Source organism: Mycobacterium sp. SMC-18 (genome assembly GCF_045310895.1).
Taxonomy (GTDB): domain Bacteria; phylum Actinomycetota; class Actinomycetes; order Mycobacteriales; family Mycobacteriaceae; genus Mycobacterium.
Genome location: NZ_JBJIAL010000009.1, coordinates 130570 through 154835, shown reverse-complemented (window position 1 = coordinate 154835; position 24266 = coordinate 130570). Strand labels below are relative to the sequence as shown.

At 66.7% G+C, this 24266-nt stretch carries 23 protein-coding genes; 16 read left to right on the top strand and 7 right to left on the bottom strand.

Going from position 1 to position 24266, the window contains the following annotated elements:
- Positions 1 to 85 precede the first annotated feature (85 nt).
- Complete coding sequence (locus tag ACJH6J_RS10845; protein ID WP_212813746.1) at positions 86 to 772, bottom strand: TetR/AcrR family transcriptional regulator; 687 nt, start codon at positions 770 to 772, stop codon at positions 86 to 88.
- Between the two features lie 256 nt (positions 773 to 1028).
- On the opposite strand from ACJH6J_RS10845, the gene ACJH6J_RS10840 reads away from it, so the two are divergent.
- From ACJH6J_RS10840 to ACJH6J_RS10800, 9 genes are all read left to right on the top strand, one after another.
- Complete coding sequence (locus tag ACJH6J_RS10840; protein WP_212813748.1) at positions 1029 to 2174, top strand: saccharopine dehydrogenase family protein; 1146 nt, start codon at positions 1029 to 1031, stop codon at positions 2172 to 2174.
- Complete coding sequence (locus ACJH6J_RS10835; protein ID WP_212813750.1) at positions 2171 to 3733, top strand: class I adenylate-forming enzyme family protein; 1563 nt, start codon at positions 2171 to 2173, stop codon at positions 3731 to 3733. Before ACJH6J_RS10840 ends, ACJH6J_RS10835 begins: the two co-directional genes overlap by 4 nt.
- 2 nt (positions 3734 to 3735) lie before the next feature.
- Entirely contained in the window at positions 3736 to 5085 is a 1350-nt protein-coding gene (locus tag ACJH6J_RS10830) for an NAD-dependent succinate-semialdehyde dehydrogenase (protein WP_212814738.1), read from the top strand.
- 59 nt (positions 5086 to 5144) lie between these two features.
- On the top strand, positions 5145 to 6260 hold the full coding sequence (locus ACJH6J_RS10825; RefSeq protein WP_212813752.1) for a Zn-dependent alcohol dehydrogenase: 1116 nt from the start codon (positions 5145 to 5147) through the stop codon (positions 6258 to 6260).
- 2 nt (positions 6261 to 6262) lie between these two features.
- Positions 6263 to 7714, top strand: a complete 1452-nt coding sequence (locus ACJH6J_RS10820) for an APC family permease (RefSeq protein ID WP_406776071.1) — start codon at positions 6263 to 6265, stop codon at positions 7712 to 7714.
- Positions 7715 to 7756: 42 nt separating this feature from the next.
- Positions 7757 to 8794, top strand: coding sequence for a dihydrodipicolinate reductase (locus ACJH6J_RS10815; RefSeq protein WP_212813756.1), 1038 nt, complete (start codon positions 7757 to 7759; stop codon positions 8792 to 8794).
- Positions 8791 to 10338, top strand: a complete 1548-nt coding sequence (locus ACJH6J_RS10810) for an AMP-binding protein (RefSeq protein WP_406776072.1) — start codon at positions 8791 to 8793, stop codon at positions 10336 to 10338. Before ACJH6J_RS10815 ends, ACJH6J_RS10810 begins: the two co-directional genes overlap by 4 nt.
- A 142-nt stretch (positions 10339 to 10480) precedes the next feature.
- Positions 10481 to 11341: a phytanoyl-CoA dioxygenase family protein gene (locus tag ACJH6J_RS10805; protein ID WP_212813760.1), complete on the top strand. Its 861-nt coding sequence runs from the start codon at positions 10481 to 10483 to the stop codon at positions 11339 to 11341.
- Positions 11342 to 11357: 16 nt separating this feature from the next.
- The gene (locus ACJH6J_RS10800; protein WP_212813762.1) at positions 11358 to 12590 is read left to right on the top strand and encodes a CdaR family transcriptional regulator; all 1233 of its coding nucleotides are present in this window, start codon (positions 11358 to 11360) and stop codon (positions 12588 to 12590) included.
- A gap of 10 nt (positions 12591 to 12600) precedes the next feature.
- Here ACJH6J_RS10800 and ACJH6J_RS10795 read toward each other — a convergent pair whose 3' ends face one another.
- The 3 genes from ACJH6J_RS10795 to ACJH6J_RS10785 form a co-directional block, all read right to left on the bottom strand.
- Positions 12601 to 13020, bottom strand: coding sequence for a cupin domain-containing protein (locus ACJH6J_RS10795; protein ID WP_212813764.1), 420 nt, complete (start codon positions 13018 to 13020; stop codon positions 12601 to 12603).
- 48 nt (positions 13021 to 13068) lie between these two features.
- A complete protein-coding gene (locus tag ACJH6J_RS10790) occupies positions 13069 to 13464 on the bottom strand; it encodes a VOC family protein (protein ID WP_212813766.1) in 396 nt (131 codons plus the stop codon).
- A gap of 89 nt (positions 13465 to 13553) precedes the next feature.
- Complete coding sequence (locus ACJH6J_RS10785; protein WP_212813768.1) at positions 13554 to 14432, bottom strand: exodeoxyribonuclease III; 879 nt, start codon at positions 14430 to 14432, stop codon at positions 13554 to 13556.
- A 195-nt stretch (positions 14433 to 14627) separates the two neighbouring features.
- Between ACJH6J_RS10785 and ACJH6J_RS10780 the strand changes: the two genes are divergently transcribed.
- Complete coding sequence (locus tag ACJH6J_RS10780) at positions 14628 to 15086, top strand: hypothetical protein (RefSeq protein ID WP_212813770.1); 459 nt, start codon at positions 14628 to 14630, stop codon at positions 15084 to 15086.
- Between the two features lie 39 nt (positions 15087 to 15125).
- Here ACJH6J_RS10780 and ACJH6J_RS10775 read toward each other — a convergent pair whose 3' ends face one another.
- A complete protein-coding gene (locus ACJH6J_RS10775; RefSeq protein WP_138249832.1) occupies positions 15126 to 15512 on the bottom strand; it encodes a DUF5997 family protein in 387 nt (128 codons plus the stop codon).
- A gap of 51 nt (positions 15513 to 15563) precedes the next feature.
- On the opposite strand from ACJH6J_RS10775, the gene ACJH6J_RS10770 reads away from it, so the two are divergent.
- A complete protein-coding gene (locus ACJH6J_RS10770) occupies positions 15564 to 16409 on the top strand; it encodes a hypothetical protein (protein ID WP_212813772.1) in 846 nt (281 codons plus the stop codon).
- Here the strand turns inward: ACJH6J_RS10770 and ACJH6J_RS10765 are convergent.
- A complete protein-coding gene (locus ACJH6J_RS10765) occupies positions 16382 to 17104 on the bottom strand; it encodes a hypothetical protein (protein ID WP_318986114.1) in 723 nt (240 codons plus the stop codon). The two genes, ACJH6J_RS10770 and ACJH6J_RS10765, sit on opposite strands and share 28 nt — an antisense overlap.
- Before the next feature lie 51 nt (positions 17105 to 17155).
- On the opposite strand from ACJH6J_RS10765, the gene ACJH6J_RS10760 reads away from it, so the two are divergent.
- The 3 genes from ACJH6J_RS10760 (at position 17156) to ACJH6J_RS10750 (ending at position 20475) form a co-directional block, all read left to right on the top strand.
- Positions 17156 to 17902 carry a LysR family substrate-binding domain-containing protein gene (locus tag ACJH6J_RS10760; protein ID WP_318986181.1) on the top strand — a complete coding sequence of 249 codons (747 nt, stop codon included), beginning with the start codon at positions 17156 to 17158 and terminating at the stop codon, positions 17900 to 17902.
- A gap of 49 nt (positions 17903 to 17951) precedes the next feature.
- Positions 17952 to 18662: a TetR/AcrR family transcriptional regulator gene (locus ACJH6J_RS10755; protein WP_212813776.1), complete on the top strand. Its 711-nt coding sequence runs from the start codon at positions 17952 to 17954 to the stop codon at positions 18660 to 18662.
- A 169-nt stretch (positions 18663 to 18831) separates the two neighbouring features.
- Complete coding sequence (locus ACJH6J_RS10750; protein WP_406803938.1) at positions 18832 to 20475, top strand: PE-PPE domain-containing protein; 1644 nt, start codon at positions 18832 to 18834, stop codon at positions 20473 to 20475.
- On the opposite strand, the gene ACJH6J_RS10745 is transcribed toward ACJH6J_RS10750, so the two are convergent.
- On the bottom strand, positions 20476 to 21654 hold the full coding sequence (locus ACJH6J_RS10745) for a geranylgeranyl reductase family protein (protein ID WP_346416768.1): 1179 nt from the start codon (positions 21652 to 21654) through the stop codon (positions 20476 to 20478).
- A gap of 253 nt (positions 21655 to 21907) precedes the next feature.
- Here ACJH6J_RS10745 and ACJH6J_RS10740 point away from each other — a divergent pair, with 253 nt between their 5' ends.
- Both ACJH6J_RS10740 and ACJH6J_RS10735 read left to right on the top strand, forming a co-directional pair.
- The gene (locus tag ACJH6J_RS10740; RefSeq protein ID WP_212814740.1) at positions 21908 to 22642 is read left to right on the top strand and encodes a TetR/AcrR family transcriptional regulator; all 735 of its coding nucleotides are present in this window, start codon (positions 21908 to 21910) and stop codon (positions 22640 to 22642) included.
- A gap of 95 nt (positions 22643 to 22737) precedes the next feature.
- The gene (locus ACJH6J_RS10735) at positions 22738 to 24258 is read left to right on the top strand and encodes an NAD(P)/FAD-dependent oxidoreductase (protein WP_212813782.1); all 1521 of its coding nucleotides are present in this window, start codon (positions 22738 to 22740) and stop codon (positions 24256 to 24258) included.
- The last annotated feature ends 8 nt before the right edge of the window (positions 24259 to 24266 follow it).

Genomic DNA, 24266 nt, shown 5'->3' with positions numbered 1-24266 from the left:
GCTGGCGGCCCGATGCTCGGACGGCGCAGTGGATGGGGACCGCCCCGGGTAGCAGACCGGGTGGCGAGACGGTGACCCGCCGCTGTTAGGAGTGGTTCGGTCCGAGCCCGACGAGCATGGCGCGTACCAGCTGCCAATGCAGGTCGGCCAGTTCTTCGGGGTCGCGCGCACCGTCTGCCGGGAACCAGTTCGCGACACGATCGCACATCGCGATGATCGCCATGGAGGCGACGGTGACCTTGGTTTCCGACACGTCGGGCGCGAAGGCTGTCACGCGATCGCGCACCAGATTCAGGTGGGCGCTCTGCAGGGCCAGCAATCTGTCGTAGTCGCCGGTCGACAAGAACTGGCCGGCGGAGGCGGTGTAGAGAACGAGATCCGCCACGCGGGCGATGTGCATGTTGTGCATTTGGTAAAGCACGTGCTGTCGTACCGTCTCGCGCAGGTCTGCTTCGGGATCGACACCGTCGACATGCGTTGAGTTTTCCAGGAAGTCGGCCAGCACCCGGGAGACCGCCTCGGTGAGGATTGCCTCCTTCGACGGAAAGTGGCTGTAGAGTCCGGGTGCTTTGATGCCGGCGACGGCCGCGACTTCCCGGACTGTGAACGCACCGAATCCGTGATCGGCGACGTTGGTGATGGCCGCTGCCAGGATGCGTTCGCGCATGACATCCAGATCGAAGACCCGGCCGAGGTTGGCAATGTCGGCTGAGCGGTCGAGTTCCGAAGCGCTCGAGGCGGGCCGAGCCGAGGTTCCTCGTGCGGCGGTCATCTTTCCTCCTGTTGGCAGCTGAGTCCAAGGTTACGGCGCTCGAGTGCGTACCCGGCTCAACGGTGTGCCCGGTGTCGCCGGTCTGTGTGCCGAGCGGATCTTCGCCTGCAGCTGCGGTTGTCGGGGTGTCGTGGCCGGGCTGTCGGCAATTGACTCTGCGTCACCTATTGACGGAAGCCACGGCCAACGCTAGCTTAACGAATGTTCGTTCGTGCAGGTACTGATGGTGAACCTGCGATATTGGAAGAGGTTCGACATGGTGTCAGTGGGTATTGCCGGACTGGGGCAGATGGGGAGCGCCGCGCTGCGGATCCTTCTCGAGCAACTCCCGGATGCGCAGTTCCTGGCGATGGATCGGGCGCCCGAAGCTGTCCAGCGTGCCGAGTCGCTGGATCCGGCGCGCGTCCGGGGGCGCGTCGTCGACGTCACCGCGGAGTCGGTGGACCTCAAAGGTGTCGACGTGGTGCTCAACCTTTCCGGACCGTTCTTCGCCGGATCCGACGGCCTCGCCCAGGCCGCGCTGCGGTCAGGCACGACCTATATCGATATCGGTGACGACCTCGAGGCGACCGAAACCGTCCTGGCCCTGGACGCCGAGGCCCAGCGCGCCGGCGTCGCGCTCATCAGCGGTGCCGGCTGGTCGCCCGGGGTGTCCAACTGGTGCGCTGCCCGCCTGCTCGACGAATTTCCCGACAGCGACGGCGTCCAGGTGGTGTGGGCAACACACGAGCGCGACCCCGGCGGACTGGCTCCGCTGCGCCACATGCTCCACATGGCGGTGACGCCGTGCCCGGTGTGGCGGGACGGACAGTGGGTGCAGTCGCCCGGCTTTGTTCCGGAAACCGCGGGTACCTTCACCTTTCCCGAGCCACTCGGTGTCATCGATGCCTTCGACACGGCGCACCCGGAACCGCGAACCCTCAGCAGATTCTTCCCGCAGTTGCGCAACGCGAGTTGTAAGGGATCGCTGCGGCCCGACTGGGCCAACGCGGCGTTTTCGACGTTGGGTCGCATCGGATTCGGTCACAATGACGTCCTGGTGGACATCGCCGGTCACGATGTCGAGCCGGCCGAGTTCCTCTGGAAGCTGATGTGGGCCCGCCACCAGGCCGCTTCCGCGCCGAAGGCCGGTAAAGCGTTGACGGCGTTGCTGATTCAAGTTCTCGACGGCGCTCGGGTCCAGGGGGCGCTCGCACTCGTCGACGACGCGCCGATGTCCCGTGGTACCGGCCTCGGCGCCGCTGTTGCCGCACTCGCCGCGCTGCGCGAATGCCCGCCGCCGGGGGCGTGGGGACCGGAGGTCCTCCCGTGGCAGTTCGCGCTCAGAGAGTTCGAGCGCATCGGACGATCGCTGGGCGGGTTCGGGCCGGGTATCCAGACTCTGACCGAAGTACGCCGATGATCCGCTCACCGCAGACCGGACACACCAGCCTGTCGGGCGCCGTTGCGCACTGGGCCGACACGCGGCCGAATGCCATCGCACTACGTTGCGGGGAAACGACTCTGACGTGGTCGGAACTCGATGACGCGATGACGCGCTTCGGCGTCCTACTCCTCGATCGCGGTGTGCGCATGGGTGATCGCGTTGTGCTGCTCGGCGAAAACTGCCTGGAATGGGTTGTCGCGTTTCTCGGATGTCAGCGCGCGCACGTGATCGTCGTCCCGATGAATACCCGTCTCGCGCAGAGTCAGGTCGTCGCGCAGATCGCGAAGGTCGATGCCAAGTTGGTGCTTCACGATGCCGGCCTCGGGGGAACCGATCTCGCCACCCGGACCGGTGCACAGTACCTGGAGCTGTCGGAGCTTCTGCGCGAGACAAGCCGCAGCAGTCTCGAATCGGTTGCCGCAAGCGACCATTCAGATGGGGGCGAGATCCCCGCCCTCATCAGCTTCACCTCAGGTACCACCGGGATTCCCAAGGGTGCGGTCATCAGCAGCGCCGCGATGGCCGAGCTGGCATACGCGTTCTCGGATTACTTCGAAACGGGACCGGACGACAGCACCTTGATCGTCGTACCCATCTTTCACAACACGGGCTTCGCGGATCAATTGGCGCACATGGTCGCATCCGGAGGGACGATCAGTCTCCTGCGGCGCTATCGGACCGGCGACGCGGCAACAGAACTGATGGCGCACCCGGTCACGTTCCTCGCAGCGGTGCCGAGCATGCTGAGAATGCTGATGCTGCACGACGAGGCCGACGCGATCTTCAGCGGCGTCCGCGCAATCATGTACGGCGGCAGCGCCATGCCCGAGGCCTGGGTGCAGGAGCTGCAGCAGCGGTGGCCGCATCTCAAGCTGGTGCACGCGTACGGGCTGAGCGAGTTCACGTCGGTGTGCACGTTCCTGCCCAGCGATCTGGCGGCGACGAAAGCCGAGTCCGTGGGACTGCCGTTGCCCGGCGTCCAATTACGCATCGTCGACGAGTCGGGCGATGACGTGGCGCCCGGCGGGTTGGGCGAAGTGTGGCTGAGTGGGCCGACGCGCATGCTCGGTTACTGGGACGAGCCGCGGCTGACGGCGGAGAAGATGACCGGGCAGTGGCTGCGCACTGGCGATGTCGGCCGGATCGACGGCGACGGCCTGCTGTGGCTGCACGGCCGGGCAGACGACGTCATCAACCGCGGCGGCGAGAAGATCATGCCGACATTCGTCGAGTCCCACATCGCTCGCCACGAAACCGTCGCGGCCGCATGCGCTTTCGGGTACGCCGACGACATTCTCCAGCAGCGTGTCGCGGTCGCCATCGAGACGCGCGCCGGCGCGGCGTTCGATGAGCAGGAACTCGTCGGGTTTCTGCGCACTTGCCTGCCCGACTATGCGATTCCCGACCGTTGGGTCGTGTACGACGCGCTTCCCCTCAACGCCTCCGGCAAGTTCGATCGCAAGGCCCTGCGTGCGGACTTCGAAGCAGCACTTCAACCGAAATCAATTGAGCACGAACAGGAGTCAGCGAAATGAACATGTCGTTGTATGTCGTGACCGACCCGGCGACCGGCGAACTGGTCCGGGAGTACCCCACGGCGACAGATGCGGCGGTGGCTGCCGCGCTCGGAGCGGCTGAGAACGCTTATCAGGGTTGGTCGAGGAAGGCATCCGTCAGTGAGCGCGCTGACCTACTGAGAAAAGTTGCCGCACTGCACAACTCGCGCAGCGGCGAACTTGCCGAAATCATCCGCCGCGAGATGGGCAAGTCCCTCGACCAGGCCATCGGTGAAGTCGAATTCAGCGCAGCCATCTACGAGTACTACGCGGACAACGCCGCCACATTCCTCGCGGACGAGCCGATCGAGCTCATCGAGGGAGAGGGAACGGCGTTCGTCCGCCGCCAGCCGATCGGCGTGTTGTTGGGCATCATGCCGTGGAACTACCCGTACTACCAGGTCGCCCGATTCGCCGCGCCGAATCTCGCTCTGGGCAACACGATCGTGCTCAAACACGCGCCGCAGTGCCCGGAATCAGCCGCCGCATTGCAGCAGATCTTCGTCGACGCCGGCTTTCCCGAAGGCTGCTACGTCAACACCTATGCGACCAATGAACAGGTCGCCGGCGCCATCGCCGACCCCAGGGTGCGAGGTGTCTCCTTCACCGGTTCTGAACGGGCCGGCGCAGCAGTCGCGGAAGTAGCGGGTCGGAACCTGAAGAAGGTGGTGCTCGAGTTGGGTGGCTCGGACCCGTTCATCGTGCTGTCATCGGATGACCTCGATGCCACCGTGCGGGCCGCGGTAGCCGCCCGATTCGAAAATGCGGGTCAGGCGTGTAACGCCGCAAAGCGGTTCATCGTTGCCGACGATCTGTACGAACCGTTCGTGGATGCGTTCACGGAACAGGTTCTGGCCCAGGCCGGCTCGCTTGCTCCGCTGTCCTCGGTTGCCGCCGCCGAGCGACTGGAAGAACAGGTCCGGCGCGCTGTCGCAGACGGCGCGACGCTGGTTCGCGATGGCGAGCGAGAGGGGGCGTACTTCCCGCCCGCCGTGCTGACCGACGTAGCGCCGACGTCGCCGTCGTCCACCGAGGAACTGTTCGGTCCGGTGGCCACCATCTATCGAGCCGGGTCCGAAGCCGAGGCTGTCGAGCTGGCGAACAACACGCCCTACGGACTGGGCTCATACGTCTTCACCACGGACCCCGGGCAGGCGATACGCGTCGCCGACCAGATCGAGGCAGGCATGGTGTTCGTCAACGGCGTCGGTCTCGACAGCATGGAACTGCCCTTCGGCGGCGTCAAGCGATCCGGCTTCGGGCGCGAACTCGGCCGGGCGGGGATCGAAGAGTTCGCCAACAAGAAGCTCATCCGCACTCTTCGCGGCTAGCCGCCGACCGTCGCCGCCGCATCTGATCCACCACATCCACCCTCAAGAGGACATCTGCCATGACCATCGAATTCGACGCCGCCGTCTTCAGGACGCCGAACGCGCCGCTGACCATCGAAACCGTTTCGCTCCCATCGACCCCGCCGCCCGGCGACGTACTCGTGCGGCTCAAGGCAAGTGGATTGTGTCACAGCGATTTTCACGTTCTTGCCGGTGAGTGGGACGTCCCCACGCCAATGATCCTCGGTCACGAAGGCGCGGGCGTCATCGAGAGTGTGGGTGAAGGGGTGACGACCCTGAAGAAGGGCGATCACGTCGTCCTGTCCTGGACGCCCTCATGTCGCCGGTGCCGCTACTGCATCAGTGGCAGGCCCGTCCTGTGCGACATGGTCGCTCAACATTCGGCCAACCACCTCTCGTTCGACGGCCGGTCGCGGATCACCGCGGCAGATGGTGCGGACGTCCTCAGCTTCGCCGGCCTCGGCACCTTCGGTCAGTACGTCATGGTGCCTGAATCGGGCGCGATCGCGATCCGCGATGACGCCCCCTTCGAACAGTCGGCGCTGATCGGCTGCGCCGTGACCACCGGTGTCGGCGCAGCGGTCAACACCGCCAAGGTGCGCCCGAGCGACACCGTGCTGGTCATTGGATGCGGCGGCGTCGGACTCAACGCGATTCAGGGTGCCCGCCTGGTCGGTGCCCGCCAGCTCATCGCCGCCGACATCTCCGACGAAAAGCTCAAGCAGGCACGGGTTTTCGGAGCTACCGACATTATCAACAGCGCCCAAGAGAATCTGGCGGACCGGATCGCGGAGCTCACCGATGGGCGTGGCGTCGAGGTGGCCATCGAGGCCATCGGTCTGCCGCAGACCATCGAAGCCGCCTATGCGGTCCTGGCTCGAGGTGGCACCGCCGTCGTCGCGGGGCAGGTGGCCGACGGCATGAAGGTCACGATCGACCCCTTCGTCATGTCCGATCAAGAGCTTTCCCTCATCGGCTCGAACTACGGCTCGAGCAAGCCCGCCACCGACTTCCCGCTGCTCGTCGAGCACTACATGCGGGGCCGCATCGATCTCGACTCGCTCGTGACCCGGGTCATCGACCTGGCAGAGATCAATGACGCGTTCGACGAGATGAAGCGCGGCGTCGGCATCCGCTCGGTGATCAGGTTCTGACGATGGACACGACAGCAAATGGGAGCACCGCTCCGGCTACCAGCGAGAACGCCGCTGAGCCCGGGACTACGCCCCGTCTGAGCGGCAAGCTCGGCGTCGGCTCGATCTCCCTCATGATCATCGCCGGGGCCGCCCCGCTCTGCGTGGTCGGCGGGCCGATGGTGCTGGGCCTGGCCTTGGGCAACGGCGCAGGCCTGCCCATCGGCTACGTGGCGACCCTCGTCGTCCTGCTGCTCTTCGTCACCGGTTTCACGACGATGACGCCGTTCGTCCGCTCGGCGGGGGCGTTCTACTCCTACGTGCATGCGGGTCTGGGCCGAGCTGCCGGGATCGGCACCGGCTATCTGGCCATGCTGTCGTATACGTGCATCTTCATCGGGCTCTTCATTCTGTTCGGGACCGGTGTGGACGCGCTGGTGAAGTCCTACGGCGGACCCGCGTCGCCATGGTGGCTGTGGGCCGGCGTGGGACTGGCGCTGACGTTGTTCCTGGGCTACCGGGACGTCGAGCTGTCCGGCAAGGTCCTGGGTGTCCTCCTGGTCGCCGAGGTGAGCATCGTTCTCGCACTGGACCTTTGGATCGTCGCGCGCGGCGGTGGACCGGAAGGTCTGTCCGGTGGGATGTTCTCGCTGAAGACGATATTCAGCGGCGCACCCGGGGTGGGCCTCATCTTCGCCGTACTCAGCTTCATCGGCATCGAGGCAGCTGCGGTGTTCCGGGACGAAGCGCGTGATCCTGCCCGGACGGTGCGCCGGGCGACGATCATCTCGGTGATCGTCGTGGGACTCTTCTACACCTTCACCTCGTGGGCGGTGATCAGCGGCGTCGGCGACAGTCGAGTCGTCCCTGCCGCGACAGCCGACCCCGAGGGCCTGTTCTCCGCAGTGGCGCTTCAGTACCTCGGGCGCATCGGTGCCGACCTCACCGTGGCGATGTTCGTCACCAGCACCTTCGCGGCCGCCTTGACGTGGCACAACATCCTCGCCCGCTACACGTTCTCGCTGGCGTCCCGGGGCCTGTTGCCGACCACCCTGTCGGCGAGCCACCCGACGCACGGCTCGCCGCACCGGGGAGCGGTGGCCGTCGCGATCGCCACCGGCGCTGTGCTGGCCGGCGGCACCATGATCGGGCTCGACCCGATGAGCGAAATCTACACGTGGACATCGGGTCTGGGGTCCATCGGATACGTCGTGCTGCTCATCCTCACCTGCGCGGCCGTGCTGGCGTTCTTCCGTCGCGAACCGCACGGGGCGCCGCTGACGCGGACACTGATCGCGCCACTGCTCGGCATGGCGGGGCTGCTGGCCATCCTGGCGATCATGCTGCTCAACCTCGATCTGCTCGCAGGAAACAGTCGCGTGGTCTCCGCCGTCATCGTCGTTTCCCTGATCGCCGCCTTCGCACTCGGACCCGTTGTCGGAATACTCCTGCCGTCCTCGGGCCGGCAGGAATAGCGAAACCACCGAACAACGAATCCCTCTGAAAGACAACGAATAATGGCACAACGAATCGTGATGGTGGGTCTCGGCGCCACCGGCCGCGCCATGGCGCAATCCCTGCTGCGACGCACCGACGTCCAGATCGTCGGTGCGGCCGACCGCAATCCCGCGGTCGTCGGCACGGATCTCGGCGTCCTCGTCGGCAGCGCGGCGACCGGCGTGACCGTCGTCGACGACCCCGCGGGTCTGCCCCCGGCGGACCTGGCGATCGTCGCGACGACGTCGGATCTGAATCACGTGGCCGACACCCTCGTGCCGCTTCTGCAACGTGCGTACAACGTGATGAGCATCTGCGAGGAACTGGCGTACCCGTGGTCGAGTCACCCGGAGATCTCGCGTCGCCTCGATGACACCGCGAAAACGCACGGCGTGACCGTCCTGGGCACCGGGGCCAACCCCGGCGTCCTCATGGACACCCTGCCTCTGCTGCTGACCGCCCTCACCCAACGTGTCGACCGCGTGATCATCCGCCGCCGCACCAACATGTCGCGGTACGGGGCGATCCTGTCGAAGTTCGGCCTGGGACTCACGCCTGCGCAGTTCGCCGCAGCGCAGGAATCTGGAGATGTGGTCGGCCACTACGGTTTCGAACAATCGATCGGTGCGCTGGCGAGCGGCCTCGGCTGGACCTTGGACGCTATCGCGGTCGACCGGGTGACACCCGCGACGGTCAGCGAGATCACTCGCGTCGGCGAGCACATCACCGTCGAACGTGGCCAGATCGCCGCCGTCACCCACGCCGCCCGCGGATTGCGCGGCGGCCGTGCGGTCATCGACTTGGAGATCATGTTCGGCTTCTTCGACCCGAGTGACTCGCTCACCGCGGGTGACGATTACCGCATCGAAGGCGCTGACCAGACGATCGAGCTGACATCACTGACCGGCTTCGAGTCCTTCGTGAGCACCATTGCCGCAGCGGTCAACACCGTGACGGCCGTGATCGACGCGCCCGCCGGATTTCTGTCCATGGGTGATCTCCCCGTCCGTGCCCTGGCATCGAAAGGTGCTCGGCTGCTTGAAGATGGATTGCTGTGACACATGCAGTGTCGGTGCTGAACCCGGTGCGTTTTCTCGATCGAGCCGCTGCGGTGCACGGGGACAAGGTCGCCGTCATCGACGGCGCACGCGTGCTGACGTACCGCGATCTGCATGAGCGCTGCCGGCACCTCGCGGGCGCGCTGGTTGGTGACGGACTGGGGCCGGGTGCCCGAGTCGCGGTGCTGGCGCACAACACCCTGGAAATGCTCGAGGCACACTACGGAGTGCCCTACGCGGGTGGGGTTCTGGTGCCGCTGAACTCTCGCCTGAGCGCAGGGGACATCGCATACATCCTCGAGCACAGCGGAGCCGAGGTGCTGATCGCAACGGACCCGCTGATCGCGGTCGCGCGGGAGGCGGCCGAGTTGGTCGGCGGCACTGTGAAGGTCATCGCCGGCAATGAGCAATACGAGCACTACGTGGCGTCGGCAGCGCCGATGGATGTTGCCTGTGATGACGAATTCGCCACGGTGGCAATCAATTACACGTCGGGTACCACGGGTAAGCCGAAGGGGGTGGTGTACACCCACCGCGGCGCCTACCTGCAGGCGCTGGCCATGGCCTTCCGCTCGGGCCTGGACCTCGACTCGGCGTACCTGTGGACGCTGCCGATGTTCCACTGCAACGGCTGGTGCTTCACCTGGGCGGTCACCGCGGCCGGCGCCACCCACGTGTGCCTGCCGAAGGTCGAGGCGAAGGCGATCTGGACGGCCGTCGAGGACCACGCGGTCACCCACATGTGCGCGGCGCCGACGGTCCTGTCGACCATGACCTCGCAGCCGCCCGCGAACCGCGCGGAACGAACCGTGTGGGTGGCCACCGGCGGAGCGCCGCCCGCACCCGCACTGCTTGCGCGGGCCCGTGCTTGCGGCCTCGCGGTCACCCATCTCTACGGCATGACCGAGACCTACGGCCCGGCCGTCATCAATGAGTGGAAGCAGGAATGGGATTCGGCGCCGGAAGACGAGCGTGACCGCCTGAACGCCCGCCAGGGCGTCGGCAACGTCGTTTCCGACCCGGTTCGGGTGGTGGACGAACAGGGCCGGGACGTGCCCGCAGACGGTGCAACGATCGGTGAGATCGCGTTGCGGGGAAACAACGTCACCCCCGCGTACTACCGAGATATGGCCGCCACTGCGGCAGCGGTGCCGGACGGCTGGTTCCGCACTGGCGATCTCGCGGTGCGTCACCCCGATGGCTACCTCGAAATCCGTGACCGCGCAAAGGATGTCATCATCTCCGGCGGCGAGAACATCAGCTCGGTCGAGATTGAGAGCGCCATCCTCGAGCACCCCGCCGTGCTGGAGGCCGCGGTTGTCGGCATGCCGCACGAGCATTGGGGTGAGCGGCCCGTGGCGTTCGTGTCGCTGCGCCCAGGTGCGGCTGTCACGAGTGCGGAACTGCGGGCCCACCTGCTCGACCGCGTCGCGAAATTCAAGGTCCCGGACCGCATCGAGTTCACCGCGCTCCCCAAGACTGCCACCGGCAAGATTCAGAAATTCGAACTCAAGCGACAGCTGGCCGGCGGCCTCAACCGATAGGTGCAATATGCACCGTCCGCCCGCTCGATTGGTTGAGAGGTGCCATGGCACACCACCGGGCCCGGCGGCAATAGTGAGATCAACGCCACACCAACAACTCGGCGTTCTCCCCAAACTTCAACTCGCAGAAAGAGATCACGCGATGACAACCGCTGTTTCGAACCTCCGGAAGCTTCCTCACACCGCGGACGTCGCGGATATCCGTGCCATCGTCGCCGAGGACGGCGGGGTGATCATCGAGGGTCTGCTGACCCCGGAGCAGGTCACCCGGTTCAACGCCGAGATCGAGGGCCCCCTCGCCGCGCTGACTCCCGGCGGCAAGCACGAGCTCGAGATCGTCAACGAGTTCCACGGCGCCAACACCAAGCGCCTGACGAACCTGGTCACCCACAGCCCGGTCTTCCGGAACGAGATCATCAACCACGACCTGGTGCACGCCCTGTGTGATGCGACCTTCCTCGAGGAATCGGGCACGTACTGGATGACCACCGCCCAGGTGATCGAGATCGGCCCCGGCAACCGCGCGCAGTTCCTGCACCGCGACCTCGAGAACTGGTACCCCTTCGTCGGCATGGGCCCCGCCGGCCCGGAGATCACCCTCAACTTCCTCATCGCCCTCACGGACTTCACCGAGGAGAACGGCGCCACCCGCGTCATCCCGGGCAGCCACAAGTGGCCCGATTTCCAGGACCGCGGGACGCCCGAGCAGACGTTCCCCGCGATCATGAACGCCGGCGATGCCCTCTTCTTCAGCGGCAAGACCGCGCACGGCGGTGGCGCCAACGTCACCACCGATGAGTACCGGCGCGCGGTGTCCTTCGCGTTCAACCCGGGGTTCCTGGTCGGGGAGGAGGCCTACCCGTTCCTGGTCGATCGCGACGTGGTGAAGACCCTGCCGGAGCGCGTCCAGCGCATCCTCGGCTTCCGCTCGCAGTACCCGACCGGCTCGCCCGGCCTGTGGATGGTCGACTACCGCGAACTCGCCGATCACCTCGGTCTGTAAGCGGCAGACTGTTGCCATGACACCGGATCAGCTGTGGCCCGATGCATCCGATCCGGTCCGCCGGCTGATCCGGGAACTCGCTGAGTCGATGCTGGCGAGGTCCGCAGACGTCATCGACGATCTGACTGCAGCGTCGCTGCAGGACCCGAAGTACCGGGCGATCGCCGATGACCCGGTGCTCGCGGATGCCGATGCCCAGATGGTGGTCTCGCACCTCAAGCACTGGCTGACGTCCAACATCGCCGAGCCCGGTCGCCGGGTCAGTCCCGCCACGGGAAGCGTCATGCGCACGTATGCCCGCGATGTGGTGCTGCGCGGCCTCACGACTGACGATGTCCTGGGGTGGCGATCCGCACAACGCGTTGCCTGGAGTTGGTGGCTGGCGGCGTGTTTCAAGACGACGGACGATGCGGATCAGCTTCGCGAACTGATCGAGATCTCCGGGAATTCGCTCACGACGTTCGTCGACGACTCGATCGCTGAGCTCGCTGAGCACATCCGCCGGGTCCGCGAGGAGTTCGCCGGTGGCTCGCAGCTGCAGCGGTACGCCACCGTCGAGCTCCTGCTCCAGGGCGCGGACATCGCACCGTCGCGTGCCGAAGCGCAGCTGGGCTACGCGCTGACCGGTTCGCACATCGGCGCCGTCGTCTGGGTGAATTCCGAGAAGGACGTCGCCGAACTCGAACGCGCCAGTGAGCAGGTGATGCGGGCCTGCGGCGCGGACCGGCGGCTGACTGTGGTCGCCGGTACCGCTGCGGTGTGGCTGTGGATACCGGCGAAGACGACGCCGACGGTCGCCGAACTCGCCGAACGCCTGGGGCGACGGTGCGGTGCGCGCGTGGCACTCGGCCGTGCGGCTCCTGGGGTCAGCGGCTTCCGGCGGACGCACATGGACGCCGCTGCAGCGCAAAGGCTTCTGGCTCGCCTGGACTCCGGGCTGTCCATCGTGCGCTATGAGGACGTCCACCTCGTAGACCTGTTGTCCACGGATCCCTCGTCGGCCGACCAGTTCGTCGCGGACGTGCTCGGTGAACTGAAGGACGCCAGCCCGGTGCTGCATCAGACGGTGCTGACCTATGTGGACGAGGGTCTCAACCGCACGAGCACCGCCGAACGGTTGTACACCCACCGCAACACCATCGACCGGCGTCTCGCCCGCATCGACGAACTGCTGCCGAAACCCTTCGCGCGCAACCCGATCGAGGTGGCTGCTGCCCTCACGCTGCTCAGCGTGCGTGGGGGACACTGACTCCGACGAACTACCCGCGACTCGGGATCGTGGACGCCAGGCGACGTCCGACCCGCGTCGCGACGCGCCCGACCCGGATCAGCAGCGTCGGGAGTGGGGTGCGCAGCGTGGCGTGCTTGCGGACGTAGTCGGGCACGTACCACCGGTGGGTGGTGCCGGCGGCGAACACTGCGGAATCGCCTGGCCGGAGCCAAGTTCCGGTCTGCGGATCACCGATTCGGACCTCGCCCGCGACGATGTGCACCGTCTCCTCTACGACGAAGGTCCAGTCGAATGTGCCGGCCGAGCAGTCCCAGATATAGAACTCGACCGCCGAGTCACCACTGGTGTGCCAGCGCCGCGACCGTGCCCGTGGCTTGCCGTCGACGACCCATGACGGATCGATCGGGCTGTCTGCCAGGTCGTGATCCTGTGCGAATGCTGACTGCATGCTGGGAAATCGTAGCGGTGTGCAGGCTTGGCCGGGGTCAGTTTTGGGCTACGTGGCCGTGGGGTCCACCCAGAAGATCTGCCAGGAGTGGCCGTCGAGGTCGTGGTAGCTGCGGCCGTACATGAAGTCCTCGTCATCGGTGTCGCCCGGCGTGGCGCCCGCAGCGATGGCGCCGTCCACGAGGGTGTCCACGCACTCGCGGCGGTCGACACCCAAGCAGACGACGCACTCCTTCGTCTTCGACGCATCGGCGGTCTCGGCCGTGTGCAGGGAATCGAAGACATCGCGCTGCGTCAGCATCGCGAACTGGTTCTCGCCCAGCACCAGTGTCACTGCGTTGTCATTGCTGAACGTCTCGTTGACCGCATAGCCGAGCCCGGAGAAGAACTTCCGCGAGCGCGCGACGTCGGCGACGGGCAGGTGAACGAAGATCATGGCGTGCATCGGGCTGCTCCTGTGGTCCGCGGCGCCCGGAAGCGGGTGCCGTCACAGGGGTAGACAGCCGACCCGCGCACAACTCATCGCGCGGCGGTTCAGGGGAAGGCGTAGTGCACAACCACAGGCGCGTGGTCGGACAGCCGCGCGCTGGGCGCGGCTTCCTTGTCGACCGTCACCGACATAGCGGTCCGCGCGAGCCGCGGCGTGGCCAGGTGGTGATCGATGCGCCAGCCCACGTCTTTGACGAACGACTCGCCGGCCCAACTCCACCAGGACAGCGGCCCGGGCCGGTCACCATGCAGCGTCCGCACCACGTCGACGAGTGTGCGCGGCCCGATCTGTGCGTCCAGCCAGGCGCGTTCCTCGGGGAGGAAGCCCTCCATCTTCTGTGCGGGCCGCCAATTCGTCACGTCGTGCGGAAGGTGCGCCAGGTTCAGATCGCCGAGCAGCAGGAACTCGCGGCCCGCCGCGAGCGCCGCCCGCCGGTTGCGGCTCAGCTCGCGCGCGAACGCCCCGAGGAAGCGCATCTTCCTGTCGTACTTGGCGCCGCCGTCGGGCAGATCGCGCATGTTGCCGGGCCGCTGCAGGTGCGCCGGCAGGCCGCCTTTCGGCAGATAGAGGCACGCCACTGTGAGGGGAGCGTGCGCGAGGTCGACCTCGAGGTACCGCCCCTCGTTCGCGAATGTCCCGAGCCCCCGGGTGCGCGGGGGATGCGAGACCCAGGTCCGCACGGCCGTCGGCGCGTCGCGCGTCAGGATGGCGACGCCGTTGCGGCCCGGGATCGAGCCGGAATCCATCGCCGCGTGATAGCCGTCGAATTCGCCGACCTGGTCGGGCGGGCAGCGCAACTCCTGCAGGGCCACCACGTCGAGTCCGCGCCCGGCGAGCCAGGCGTCGAAGCCGCGACGGCGTGCCGCCCGGATCCCGTTGACGTTGAACGTGGCAATGCCCAGCGGCGCGTTTGGTGTAGCCATCGCCTCTACCAAAGCAGATCGGCATGGCGGCTGTTCAGCGGCCTCGGTCTGTCCGCCGATCGGGGGAGAACGGTTCCACCGGCGAATCCGCTGTTCGGGGGAATCCGGAAAGTGGCCGCTCGCGAAATAGTTGTCGGTGTCAAGAGACGGCCCAAACCCCTTCTCGGATCACAACATTCACGTACAGGAGGCCCCATGAACATCACGACGGCTCGGATCGCCGCAGCAGGAACGGGGATCGCCGCCGCGCTGTCCTTCGCCGCGGTCGCCCACGCGGGAACCATGCCGGTCACTCATCCCGGCGAGCCGACCATCGCCATGACGATCACCAACCACACCGACAAGGTGCAGTTCCTGCTCGATGACGGGACGAGCCCCAACGGCAAATGGGTCGACGGTCCTCAGCGGCTACTGGCACCCGGCGCCACCGAAACCGTGACAGCCGTTGCGCCACAGGGCGACTCGCTCGACATGCACGTCGCCTACCGGGTTGGTGTCGGCGGCCCGACCGCCACCTACGAGGTCAACGACTCGAAGACCAACACGAATGTCGCGAACACCAGTGTCACCGGTTTTCTCGCCAAGAACTACTGGATCAATCACAGCTTCAGCAGCCATTACCCCAACACCAACGTGGGCTTCGATCTCTGGTGAGTGCTGCTGTGACGACCGGTGGTAGGTGGCGACCGGTCGTCAGGCTTCGCGCGCCTGATCCGCGTGCAGTGCCTTGATCCGCCGCTGCTCGCGCAGTACCTGCTGGTAGCTCTCGCGTTCGATGATCAGCCAGTCCGGCTTCTCCTCGAGCAGGGCGTCGATCTGCTCGGTGGTCAGCGCCTTCTCGACGCCGCCGCGTGCGAGGCCGGCGATCGAGATACCCAGCTTGGCGGCCACCAGGTTCTTGGGGTGCGGCCCGTTCTTGCGAAGGTCCTTGAGCCACTGTGGCGGATCGGCCTGCAGCGCCGCCAGGTCGGCGCGGGTGATCGCGTTCTCCTGGAACTCGGCAGGTGTCGCGGGCAAGTACACGTCCAGCTTCTTCGCCGCGGTGGCGGGTTTCATGGACTGCGCGTTGGGCCTGCTCATGGGCATCAGCCTATCGGTAGGTCGCTGCGATGACCCCGTACGATCCGCGACGTGGAGTTTTCGACTCTGGATCTCGCGACCCGCAAGTTCTGGCGGGCCACCGGCAGAGGCGTCGACCTCGACGGCGTCGATGCCTGGCTGCAGGCGCCACTCGGGTCCCGGGGCGGCGGGAACAACTGGCTGCGTGATGAAGCGGCCCGCCGCGGTGGCGCGCTGCGCGACGACGACCCCGACGCCGGTTTGCAGCCCGATCTCGAGGGACTGTCCGGGCCCGGATTCGATGCCGCGGCCGTCCACCCGATGATTCACGACTTCTACACCCACACGGCGCGCTGGCGGATGGAGGTGTGGAGCAGCTGGTCACCGTTGTTCTGGCCGGGCGGCGAATTGATATCGCGCATGTTCGGTAAGCGGGTACAGCAACTGGCGCTACCGATGCGTCCCCTTGACGTGGCACGCGGCATCGATGGTCGGGTCTCGGTGATCACCGACGGCACCGGCGCGCAGGTCGCGGCCGGCTGGATCCGGACCTTGCGCGGCAACGGCGACACCGTGTTCAGCGGATGCTATTCGCGCAGAACGCTTCCCGGTGCCGACCGGGCCAGCGTGCACGTGACGTTCCCGTTGGAAGAGGGCAACGTCCAGGTCTTCCTGCGGCCGCAGCACCTGCCGGACGGCGGTCTGCGGTTGTCTTCCCCGGCCGGCCCGTGGGGCGCTGACGGGGCGTACGTCCTGGTGCGCGACCGCGGGCGCTACTTCGCGCGGCGGGTACCCGTGCATGAGACGTTCGACCTCTACGTCGACCGTGAGCAGGTACTTCGCACCGACCATGTGCTGCGGATGTGGAACCTGCCGGCCGTCCGCCTGCACTACAAGCTGGAACGCCGCGGGACGTAACCGGTACGCCCGTCCCAGTAGCCGTGTTCGGACAGCGGCCGGAACCGGTAGGTCGCGAACTCGCGGTGGAAGTCGCGGCGCCGGCGCTCGGCCATCGCATCGGCATGTCGAGCCGGGTCGGCGACCTCGGTCACACCACCCCGGCCGTGCACCATCCCAGTCATCGCCCGCACCGAGGTCCAGATCGAGAAGGTCGAGATCGAACGGGGCGGACGCATCGCGGCCAACGCCAGGGTGGCGTCCGGATGGTCGCGCACCAATCGCTCGACCGGCTTGCCCCACGTGAGGAAGCGCGGGACTTCGGGCAGTCGCATCCGGGCCAGGGTGACGGCGACGACGGGCTCGTCATCGTCGGAAGCCTCGGCCTCCTGCGGTAGATCGGGGAGCGCCACGAGCGTGGACCAGCGCCGTAGAAACGTCATCCGGACATGCCAGCCCGTGGCGAACCGCGCGCCCGGACCGGCCAGGAATGCGTCGATCGCGGCCTCGTCCTCCCACCGGGCGAACATCGCCAGCCGCCGCAACTGCAGCCGGTCGGGGGAGATGGTCGGGGCGCCGAGCCGCATCAGGGACAGACATTCGGCGTAGCGCAGCCCGGCCATCCGGTCGGGCTGCGGTGGTCGCCGCAGCAGCGGCACCGTCGCCGTGACAGGCAGCTCGACGAGATGGAACGTGAAGACGCCGAGCTCGGTCATGCCTCAATTATCGGCGCTGACCACGAACCGCCCGACGCGCGTTTGGGTAGCGTGATCGCCGTGACACCGTCCTCGTCGGCCTCATTGACTCTCGGGTACGTCCCCGGTGGGACGCCCGCGAAGTGGGCGCGGATCTGGGCCGAGCGTCATCCCGAGGCGGCGCTGATTCTGCATCCGGTCTCGGCGGCCGATGCGGCCGACACGCTGCGGGCCGGCGGCGTCGACGTGGCGCTGCTCCGGCTGCCGGCGAACACGACGGGGCTGGCCGTCATCTCGCTGTATGAGGAGACGACGGTGGCTGTCGTGTCGACTGATCATGTGCTCACCGCGGCCGACGAGATCACCGCCACGGACCTCGACGGCGAGCCGATCGTCGTGCCGCTCGACGACGTCGTCGGCTGGGCGGATGCACCGGGAAACGCGGTCGAGTACCGGCCCGAAACCACCGAGGGTGCAATAGAACTCGTCGCGACGGGCATGGGTGCCCTCATCGTGCCGCAGTCGCTCGCGCGGCTGTATCACCGCAAGGATCTCACGTACCGGCCGATCACCGACGCGCCCACCTGCCCCGTCGCACTGGCCTTTCCGGAAGGGGAACAGTCGGAACTGGTCGAGGAGTTCATCGGCATCGTGCGGGGCCGAAAGGCCAGTTCGTCGCGGGGCCAGGCCGAGCCGGCGCCGAAACGCAGCGCGCGCGAGAAGACCCTTGCCAAGCAGGCGGCCCGGGCGGCTGCCGGGAAGGGCGCCGTGGGCAAATCGGCCCGAAAGTCAGGCCAGGCCAAGCGCGGTCGGCGCTGACGCCGTTGTAGCCCGTGGCGTTTGCTCAGCGCTACTACACTCCCAGGCCATGAGCAGACCGTCGGCGGGCACAGGCAAAACCACCGCGCCACGATCCGCGACATCAGGAAGTCCGCGCACGATACGCGGTCTCGACGCCGAGCAGCGCCGAATCCACCGCCGGGAACAACTGCTGGCATCAGCGTTCGAGCTGTTCGCCCGCGACGGCTATGCGAATACTTCGATCGAGCAGATCTGCCAGAACGCGTTCGTGGGGAACAAGGCGTTCTACGAGACGTTCGACAGCAAAGAAGACTGCTACATCGAGTTGCTCCGGCAAATCGCCGAGCGAATCGAACGCCATGTTGTCGAGATCCTCGACAGCGCACCGGATGACAACGACGAGACCGTCCGGCTGTTGCTGTCGGCGTTCGCCCACGCTCTGGTCGATGACCCACGGATTGCGGTGGTGGCGTTCGGGGAATGCGCGGGTATCTCGCCGCGGGTCGAGCGACAGCGTCGCGAGAATCGGCGTTGGACCGCAACGTTTGTCGAAGACTTGTGGCGGCGTCGCGAGTTCCCGGAGATCGCGGACAATGCCGCGGTCGACTTCCACGCGCTGGCGGTCCTGACGGTCGGTGGTCTGTTCGAGGCTGTTGCCGACTGGCTGCACGACCACGAAGCCGACCCCGAATCGCGCCCGAGCATCGACACCCTGATCGGCAATCTGACGAGCTTCATGGCAGTGGTGCGGGCCGGTATCGCCGCCTCGGTGCGGTGATCGCGGTCCCGTCATACCTGCTGATCGCCGATTGCGGACGGTTTTGAACAAGACTTCTTGTTTTTAAAAAGAACTCTTGTTTTCAAATGCGGGATTGCTATAGCGTCCTGCGGCTATGGGGGTCAACTCAACACAACAATGGCAATCATCGCGGTGGACGACCACGGTCTTGGCGAGGGGTGTCGCGGTCGGCATCGCGGCGGCGGCAGTGGCCGGTGTGGCGGCACCGGGCGCTCCGATCGTGTCGCAGGTCGCCGTACGGCTCGTCGACACCACGATCGGCATCGGTGGCTCCTTCGACCCGCTCGGGCTGAGCATCCCGATGTTCTTCTACGGAACCGCTGTCCCGCAAGGAGATTCGTTCCACGTTGTGCCCTACCCGGGGCAGATCAACGTCGAGTGGCCGATCATCTCCGCGCTGCCGGGTTTGTCGGGTATTCCGTACTGGCCGCATTCCTTGAAGCAGTCCGAACGCATCGGTGCCGGATATCTGGAGCAGGACATCGCCAAACAGGCACCGGGCGAGAAGATCACCATCCTCGGCATGTCCCAAGGGGCCGAGGTTGCCGAGATCGCGCGCGCCGACATGGCCAAGGACCCGGCCTATGTGGCCCATGCGGGCGACTACACGTTCACCCTCATCGGCGATCCGTACCAGCCGAACGGTGGAATCCTGTCCCGCTTCACCGCATGGAGTCGCATGCCGATCCTCGGTGATCTCTTTCCGTTCGGACGGCCGGGGCCGTCCGACAGCCCGTTCCAGACCACGGTCTACCAGAACCAGTACGACGGATTCGCTGATTTCCCGGCGTATTTCAACCCGCTGGCCGTGGTCAACGCCGTCATGGGCATCGTGTTCGAGCATGTCCTGCCCGGGTATGCGTTGGAGCCCAAGGTCAGTTCGAACACGGTCAGCACCACCGTGGGCAACACCACGTACGTGACCTTCCCGCAGCGCCTGCCGCTGCTCGCGCCCCTGCGCCTTGCCGCATCCCTGATCGGGGCGCAGCGCCTCGTCGACGCCATGGACCCGGTTCTGCGCGTCATCATCGAAAGCGCTTATGAGCGCACGGCGGATCCCAGCCAGGTCAAGCAATTCAGCTGGACCACGCCGCAGGCCAAGATCAGCGCCGCCCTCAAAGAGTTGCCCGGAGCGCTGGCACAGTCAGTGCAGATTCTCCGTACCGGCAGCTACACGCCCACGTTGCCGCAACCGACGGTGGATGCCACCGAACCGGCCACACCCACCACCGACCATCCGGCGAAGTCGGTGGACAACTCGCCGCTGGCCAAGGCGATCCGTCAGTCGGTGGTGAATCTGACTGCGGCGCTGACGAATATCACGCGCCCGGTCGCCAAGCTGTTGCAGGTGGTCGGCGGCCAGAAGCCGACGGCGGCAACGCCGCCGAGTACCGCGCCGAAGTCCGTCGCCGCGGTGACGACGCCCCAGGCGGTGCCGACAACCGGAAGCCGCCTCGCGATAACGGCACCGCGGACGGCGACGTCGGGGGACCCCGATTCGACCGCGGCCTCGGCGGGCGCGGCGGCCCCGCCGTCATCGGCCGCCTCGAAGGGGAAACCGGCCAAGCGCGCACGCTCGCTGCGGCCGACACCAGACGCCGTCGCGCCGGTGCGGCAGACCCGCGATCGGCGGCCACAGTCCGCAGACGCCGGTACCGACGCGACCGCACCGTCCGTCAAGGCCGGTGACCGGCGAAGCGAATCCACCAGGAGCACAACCAAATCCGACGCGCCCGCCGGGGCGAAGGCCGATCACACGCCGTCAGGCAAGGGCGCGCGGCCGGCCGCGTAGTCAGGTGTGTGCCGGCCCCTCGGCCTTCTTGTACAGCGACTTGAGCAGCACATCACGAAAGACGCGGCTGTCGACCGCGCGGCGGCCGGCCTCGGCCACCCACGGGATGCCGGCCAGCTTGTGAAAGAACCGGCCACGCCGGTACTCGCGGCCCCACGCCGCCTCGATGCGCTGCTGGTAGTTGGTGAAGTCGTCGGGACCGCCGTTGGTCAGCGCGGCGACGGCGCATTCGCCTGCGGCCAAACCGGATTCGAGTGCTTTCGAGATGCCCGCACCGGAGGCCGGCTTGCCGGCGCCCAGCGCGTCACCGGCGAACAGGACACCGGGCTGCCACGGCGGCCATGCGGTGAACCCCATGGGCAGGCGCCAGGCCCGCACGCTCCGGTTCTTCTTCAACTCGTCGATCGACGGCAGCGCCCAGTCGCGCGGCAGCGTGTGCAGGAAGTCGCCGAGGAACCGCGTTGCGTTGATGGCCTGCCAGTTGCGGTAGCTGTTGACGTAGCCGAGGCCTATGTTGAAGGTGCCGTTGCCCATCGGGAACACCCAGCCGTAGCCGGGCAGCTGGTCACCGTCGAACAGCAGCTTGAGGTAGATCTCCAGCGCGTCGGAGTCGGGACGGTCGGCCGGCATCTCGGCGCGAATGGCGATCGCCGAATAGCCGTGATAACTCGAGTCGACATGCAGCGCTCGTTTGATCGGGGAGTAGGCGCCGTCGGCTGCGATCACGGCGTCCGCGTGCACCGTCTCGCCATCCTTCAGCACCACACCGGTGACCCGGCCGTCGTCGTTGCGCTCGACACCCGCCACCTCGCCACCCTGGCGCACCTCCGCGCCCGCGGCCGCGGCATGGCCGAGCAACAGCGCATCCAGGTGGGTACGGCTGACGGTGCAGCCGTGGTCGGGCATGCCGGGGCGGCGCGGGAACGACAGCTCCCATTGGTGCGGGCTGAACACCGTGACCCGATTGATCCGGTGGAACCGGGCGACCTCGTCCGCCAGGCCCATCTTCTGCAGGTAGCTGACCCCGCGGGCCGTCAGGCCGTCGCCGCACGGCTTGTCGCGCGGGAAGGTGGCCTTGTCGATGACGAGCACGCTGGCGCCGGTTTGCGCGGCCTGCCACGCAGCCGCCGATCCGGCGGGACCTCCGCCGGCGACGATGACGTCGTACCGCTGCACCATGTGATCAATTCCTTGTCGGGCCGGTACTTTCGGGCGAGGCCTGACGCCGATGCTACGCGTGCAGCCTGTTGATCCGCTGGCTGTGACGAGGCGTCCGAAGGTGTGACATGCGCCGCGCCGGGCAGTCTGAGCAGGTCAGATTTGGCCCGCCCGGTACAGTGGCGGGGTGCGCAGGCCATCTCTTCCACGCACCGGCATCCAGGCCGGGGTGAAAGTTCCTGGTGTGCCGGGCGTGAACGTTCCGTCGGTCACCGTGCAGGTGAAGGTCACTCCGCCCAAGGGTGCGCCCGAGAAGGTCGACGCCCGTAGCGAGCGCTGGCGCGAACACCGGCTCAAGGTCCGCGAGGAGATCGTCGACGCCGCTTTCCGCGCGATCGACCGGCTCGGCCCGAACGTCAGTGTGCGGGAGATCGCCGAAGAGGCCGGCACCGCCAAGCCCAAGATCTACCGGCACTTCGCCGACAAATCCGACATGTTCTCGCAGATCGGCGAGCGGATGCGCGACATGTTGTGGGCGGCCGTCATTCCGTCCATCGACATCGAGCACGATTCGACCGGGCAGATCATCGGCCGCGCCGTCGAACACTACGTCGACCTGGTGGACCAGCACCCCAACGTGGTGCGCTTCCTGCTGCAGGGCAGGTTCGCCGACCAGTCCGCCGCCGCGATGACGACCGTCAACCGCGGCCGCGACATCACCCTGGCGATCGCCGCCATGATCAGCGGCGAACTCAAGGACATGGATCTGGATTCGGCCATCTTCGAGCTGGCGGCGTTCACGCTGTTCGGCGCGGCCGCATCGGCGACCGACTGGTGGCTCGGCGGTAGTGATGAAACTCCGCGCCGGCTGCCCCGCGACCAGTTCGTCGCGCACATGACCACCATCATGATCGGTGCCATCAACGGCACCGCCAGGTTGCTCGGCATCCGGTTCGACCTGGACCTGCCGGTGCACGACGCGGTGCGCCGCGAAGAGTCCGTCGGCTGACGATTCCGTTCCTGACGTGGTGCGTTGACACCTCGCGGGTCGGACCGGAGACTGTGCAGTATCCGGTACCGCCGTTCCCAGGAAAGAGCAGGTTCATGACGGTCGAGCAGTCAACTGGAGCGCAGTCCGTCGGCAACGAGGCCGCCGAGCCCATCGTGACGCGCGCGGTGATCATCGGGTCCGGTTTCTCCGGTCTGGGCATGGGCATCGCGCTGCGCAAGCAGGGCTTCGGCGAGCGCGACTTCCTGATCCTGGAGAAGGCCGACGAGGTCGGCGGCACCTGGCGCGACAACACCTACCCGGGCTGTGCGTGCGACATCCCGTCACACATGTACTCGTTCTCCTTCGAGCCGAAGGCCGACTGGACGCACATGTGGTCGTTCCAGCCCGAGATCTTCGACTACCTCAAGGGCGTCACCGACAAGCACAACCTCCGCCGCAACATCCGGTTCAACACCCATGTCGACCGCGCGCACTGGGACGAAGACGAGCGGCGCTGGCACGTCTACGACACCGACGGCCAGGAGTACATCGCGCAGTTCCTCATCTCCGGTGCGGGCGGCCTGCACATCCCGGCGGTTCCCGAAATTGAAGGCAGCGACGAATTTGCCGGTGCCGCTTTCCATTCCGCACAGTGGGACCACAGCGTCGACATCACCGGCAAGCGCGTCGCGGTGATCGGGACCGGCGCCAGCGCCATCCAGATCGTGCCCGCGATCGTCGACCAGGTGTCCGAGTTGCACCTGTACCAGCGCACCCCGGCGTGGGTCATGCCGCGGCCCAACAACGCTTTTCCGGAATGGATGAAGAACACCTTCCGCCGGGTGCCGGGTACGCGCGCGCTCATGCGGGATGCCATCTACTGGATCCACGAAGGCGTCGGCTTCGCGATGACCAAGCAGCCTCGGCTCCTCAAAATCGGTGAGCTGCTGGGCAAATGGAACATCAACCGCAGCATCAAAGACCCCGAGCTGCGCCGCAAGCTGACGCCGAACTACGTGGCCGGCTGTAAGCGAATCCTGAACTCCGACACCTACTATCGCGGGATCGCCAACCCGAAGACACAGGTCTTCACCGAGGGCATCGAGCGGATGACCGCGGCCGGCATCGTCACCCGCGACGGCGTCGAGCACCCCGTCGACGTGGTGGTGTGGTGCACCGGTTTCCACGTCACCGACTCGTACACCTACGTCGACATCAAGGGCCTCGGGGGAGAGGACCTGGTCGACCGGTGGAACCGCGAGGGGATGGCGGCGCACCGCGGCATCACCGTGGCGAACATGCCGAACCTGTTCTTCCTGCTCGGCCCGAACACCGCGCTCGGCCACAACTCGGTGGTGTTCATGATCGAGTCGCAGATCCGCTACGCCGCGCAGGCCATCGCCGCGGCCGACAAGGCGGGCGCCGCCGCACTGATGCCGAGCCGCCGCGCCCAGGATGAGTACAACGCCGAACTGCAGCAGAACCTGGCCGGCACGGTGTGGAGCACCGGTGGTTGCCACAGCTGGTACATGGACGAGCACGGCGTGAACCGCACGCTGTGGAGCGGCATGACCTGGCAGTACTGGCTGGAAACCCGGAAATTCAAGTCGACCGAGTATGAGTTCATCCGCTGAATCGGCTC

Coding starts and splice junctions, on each gene's coding strand:
- ACJH6J_RS10845 (WP_212813746.1), bottom strand. CDS start 772: ATGACCGCCGCACGAGGAACCTCGGCTCGGCCCGCCTCGAGCGCTTCG.
- ACJH6J_RS10840 (WP_212813748.1), top strand. CDS start 1,029: ATGGTGTCAGTGGGTATTGCCGGACTGGGGCAGATGGGGAGCGCCGCG.
- ACJH6J_RS10835 (WP_212813750.1), top strand. CDS start 2,171: ATGATCCGCTCACCGCAGACCGGACACACCAGCCTGTCGGGCGCCGTT.
- ACJH6J_RS10830 (WP_212814738.1), top strand. CDS start 3,736: ATGTCGTTGTATGTCGTGACCGACCCGGCGACCGGCGAACTGGTCCGG.
- ACJH6J_RS10825 (WP_212813752.1), top strand. CDS start 5,145: ATGACCATCGAATTCGACGCCGCCGTCTTCAGGACGCCGAACGCGCCG.
- ACJH6J_RS10820 (WP_406776071.1), top strand. CDS start 6,263: ATGGACACGACAGCAAATGGGAGCACCGCTCCGGCTACCAGCGAGAAC.
- ACJH6J_RS10815 (WP_212813756.1), top strand. CDS start 7,757: ATGGCACAACGAATCGTGATGGTGGGTCTCGGCGCCACCGGCCGCGCC.
- ACJH6J_RS10805 (WP_212813760.1), top strand. CDS start 10,481: ATGACAACCGCTGTTTCGAACCTCCGGAAGCTTCCTCACACCGCGGAC.
- ACJH6J_RS10800 (WP_212813762.1), top strand. CDS start 11,358: ATGACACCGGATCAGCTGTGGCCCGATGCATCCGATCCGGTCCGCCGG.
- ACJH6J_RS10795 (WP_212813764.1), bottom strand. CDS start 13,020: ATGCAGTCAGCATTCGCACAGGATCACGACCTGGCAGACAGCCCGATC.
- ACJH6J_RS10790 (WP_212813766.1), bottom strand. CDS start 13,464: ATGCACGCCATGATCTTCGTTCACCTGCCCGTCGCCGACGTCGCGCGC.
- ACJH6J_RS10785 (WP_212813768.1), bottom strand. CDS start 14,432: ATGGCTACACCAAACGCGCCGCTGGGCATTGCCACGTTCAACGTCAAC.
- ACJH6J_RS10780 (WP_212813770.1), top strand. CDS start 14,628: ATGAACATCACGACGGCTCGGATCGCCGCAGCAGGAACGGGGATCGCC.
- ACJH6J_RS10775 (WP_138249832.1), bottom strand. CDS start 15,512: ATGAGCAGGCCCAACGCGCAGTCCATGAAACCCGCCACCGCGGCGAAG.
- ACJH6J_RS10765 (WP_318986114.1), bottom strand. CDS start 17,104: ATGACCGAGCTCGGCGTCTTCACGTTCCATCTCGTCGAGCTGCCTGTC.
- ACJH6J_RS10755 (WP_212813776.1), top strand. CDS start 17,952: ATGAGCAGACCGTCGGCGGGCACAGGCAAAACCACCGCGCCACGATCC.
- ACJH6J_RS10745 (WP_346416768.1), bottom strand. CDS start 21,654: ATGGTGCAGCGGTACGACGTCATCGTCGCCGGCGGAGGTCCCGCCGGA.
- ACJH6J_RS10735 (WP_212813782.1), top strand. CDS start 22,738: ATGACGGTCGAGCAGTCAACTGGAGCGCAGTCCGTCGGCAACGAGGCC.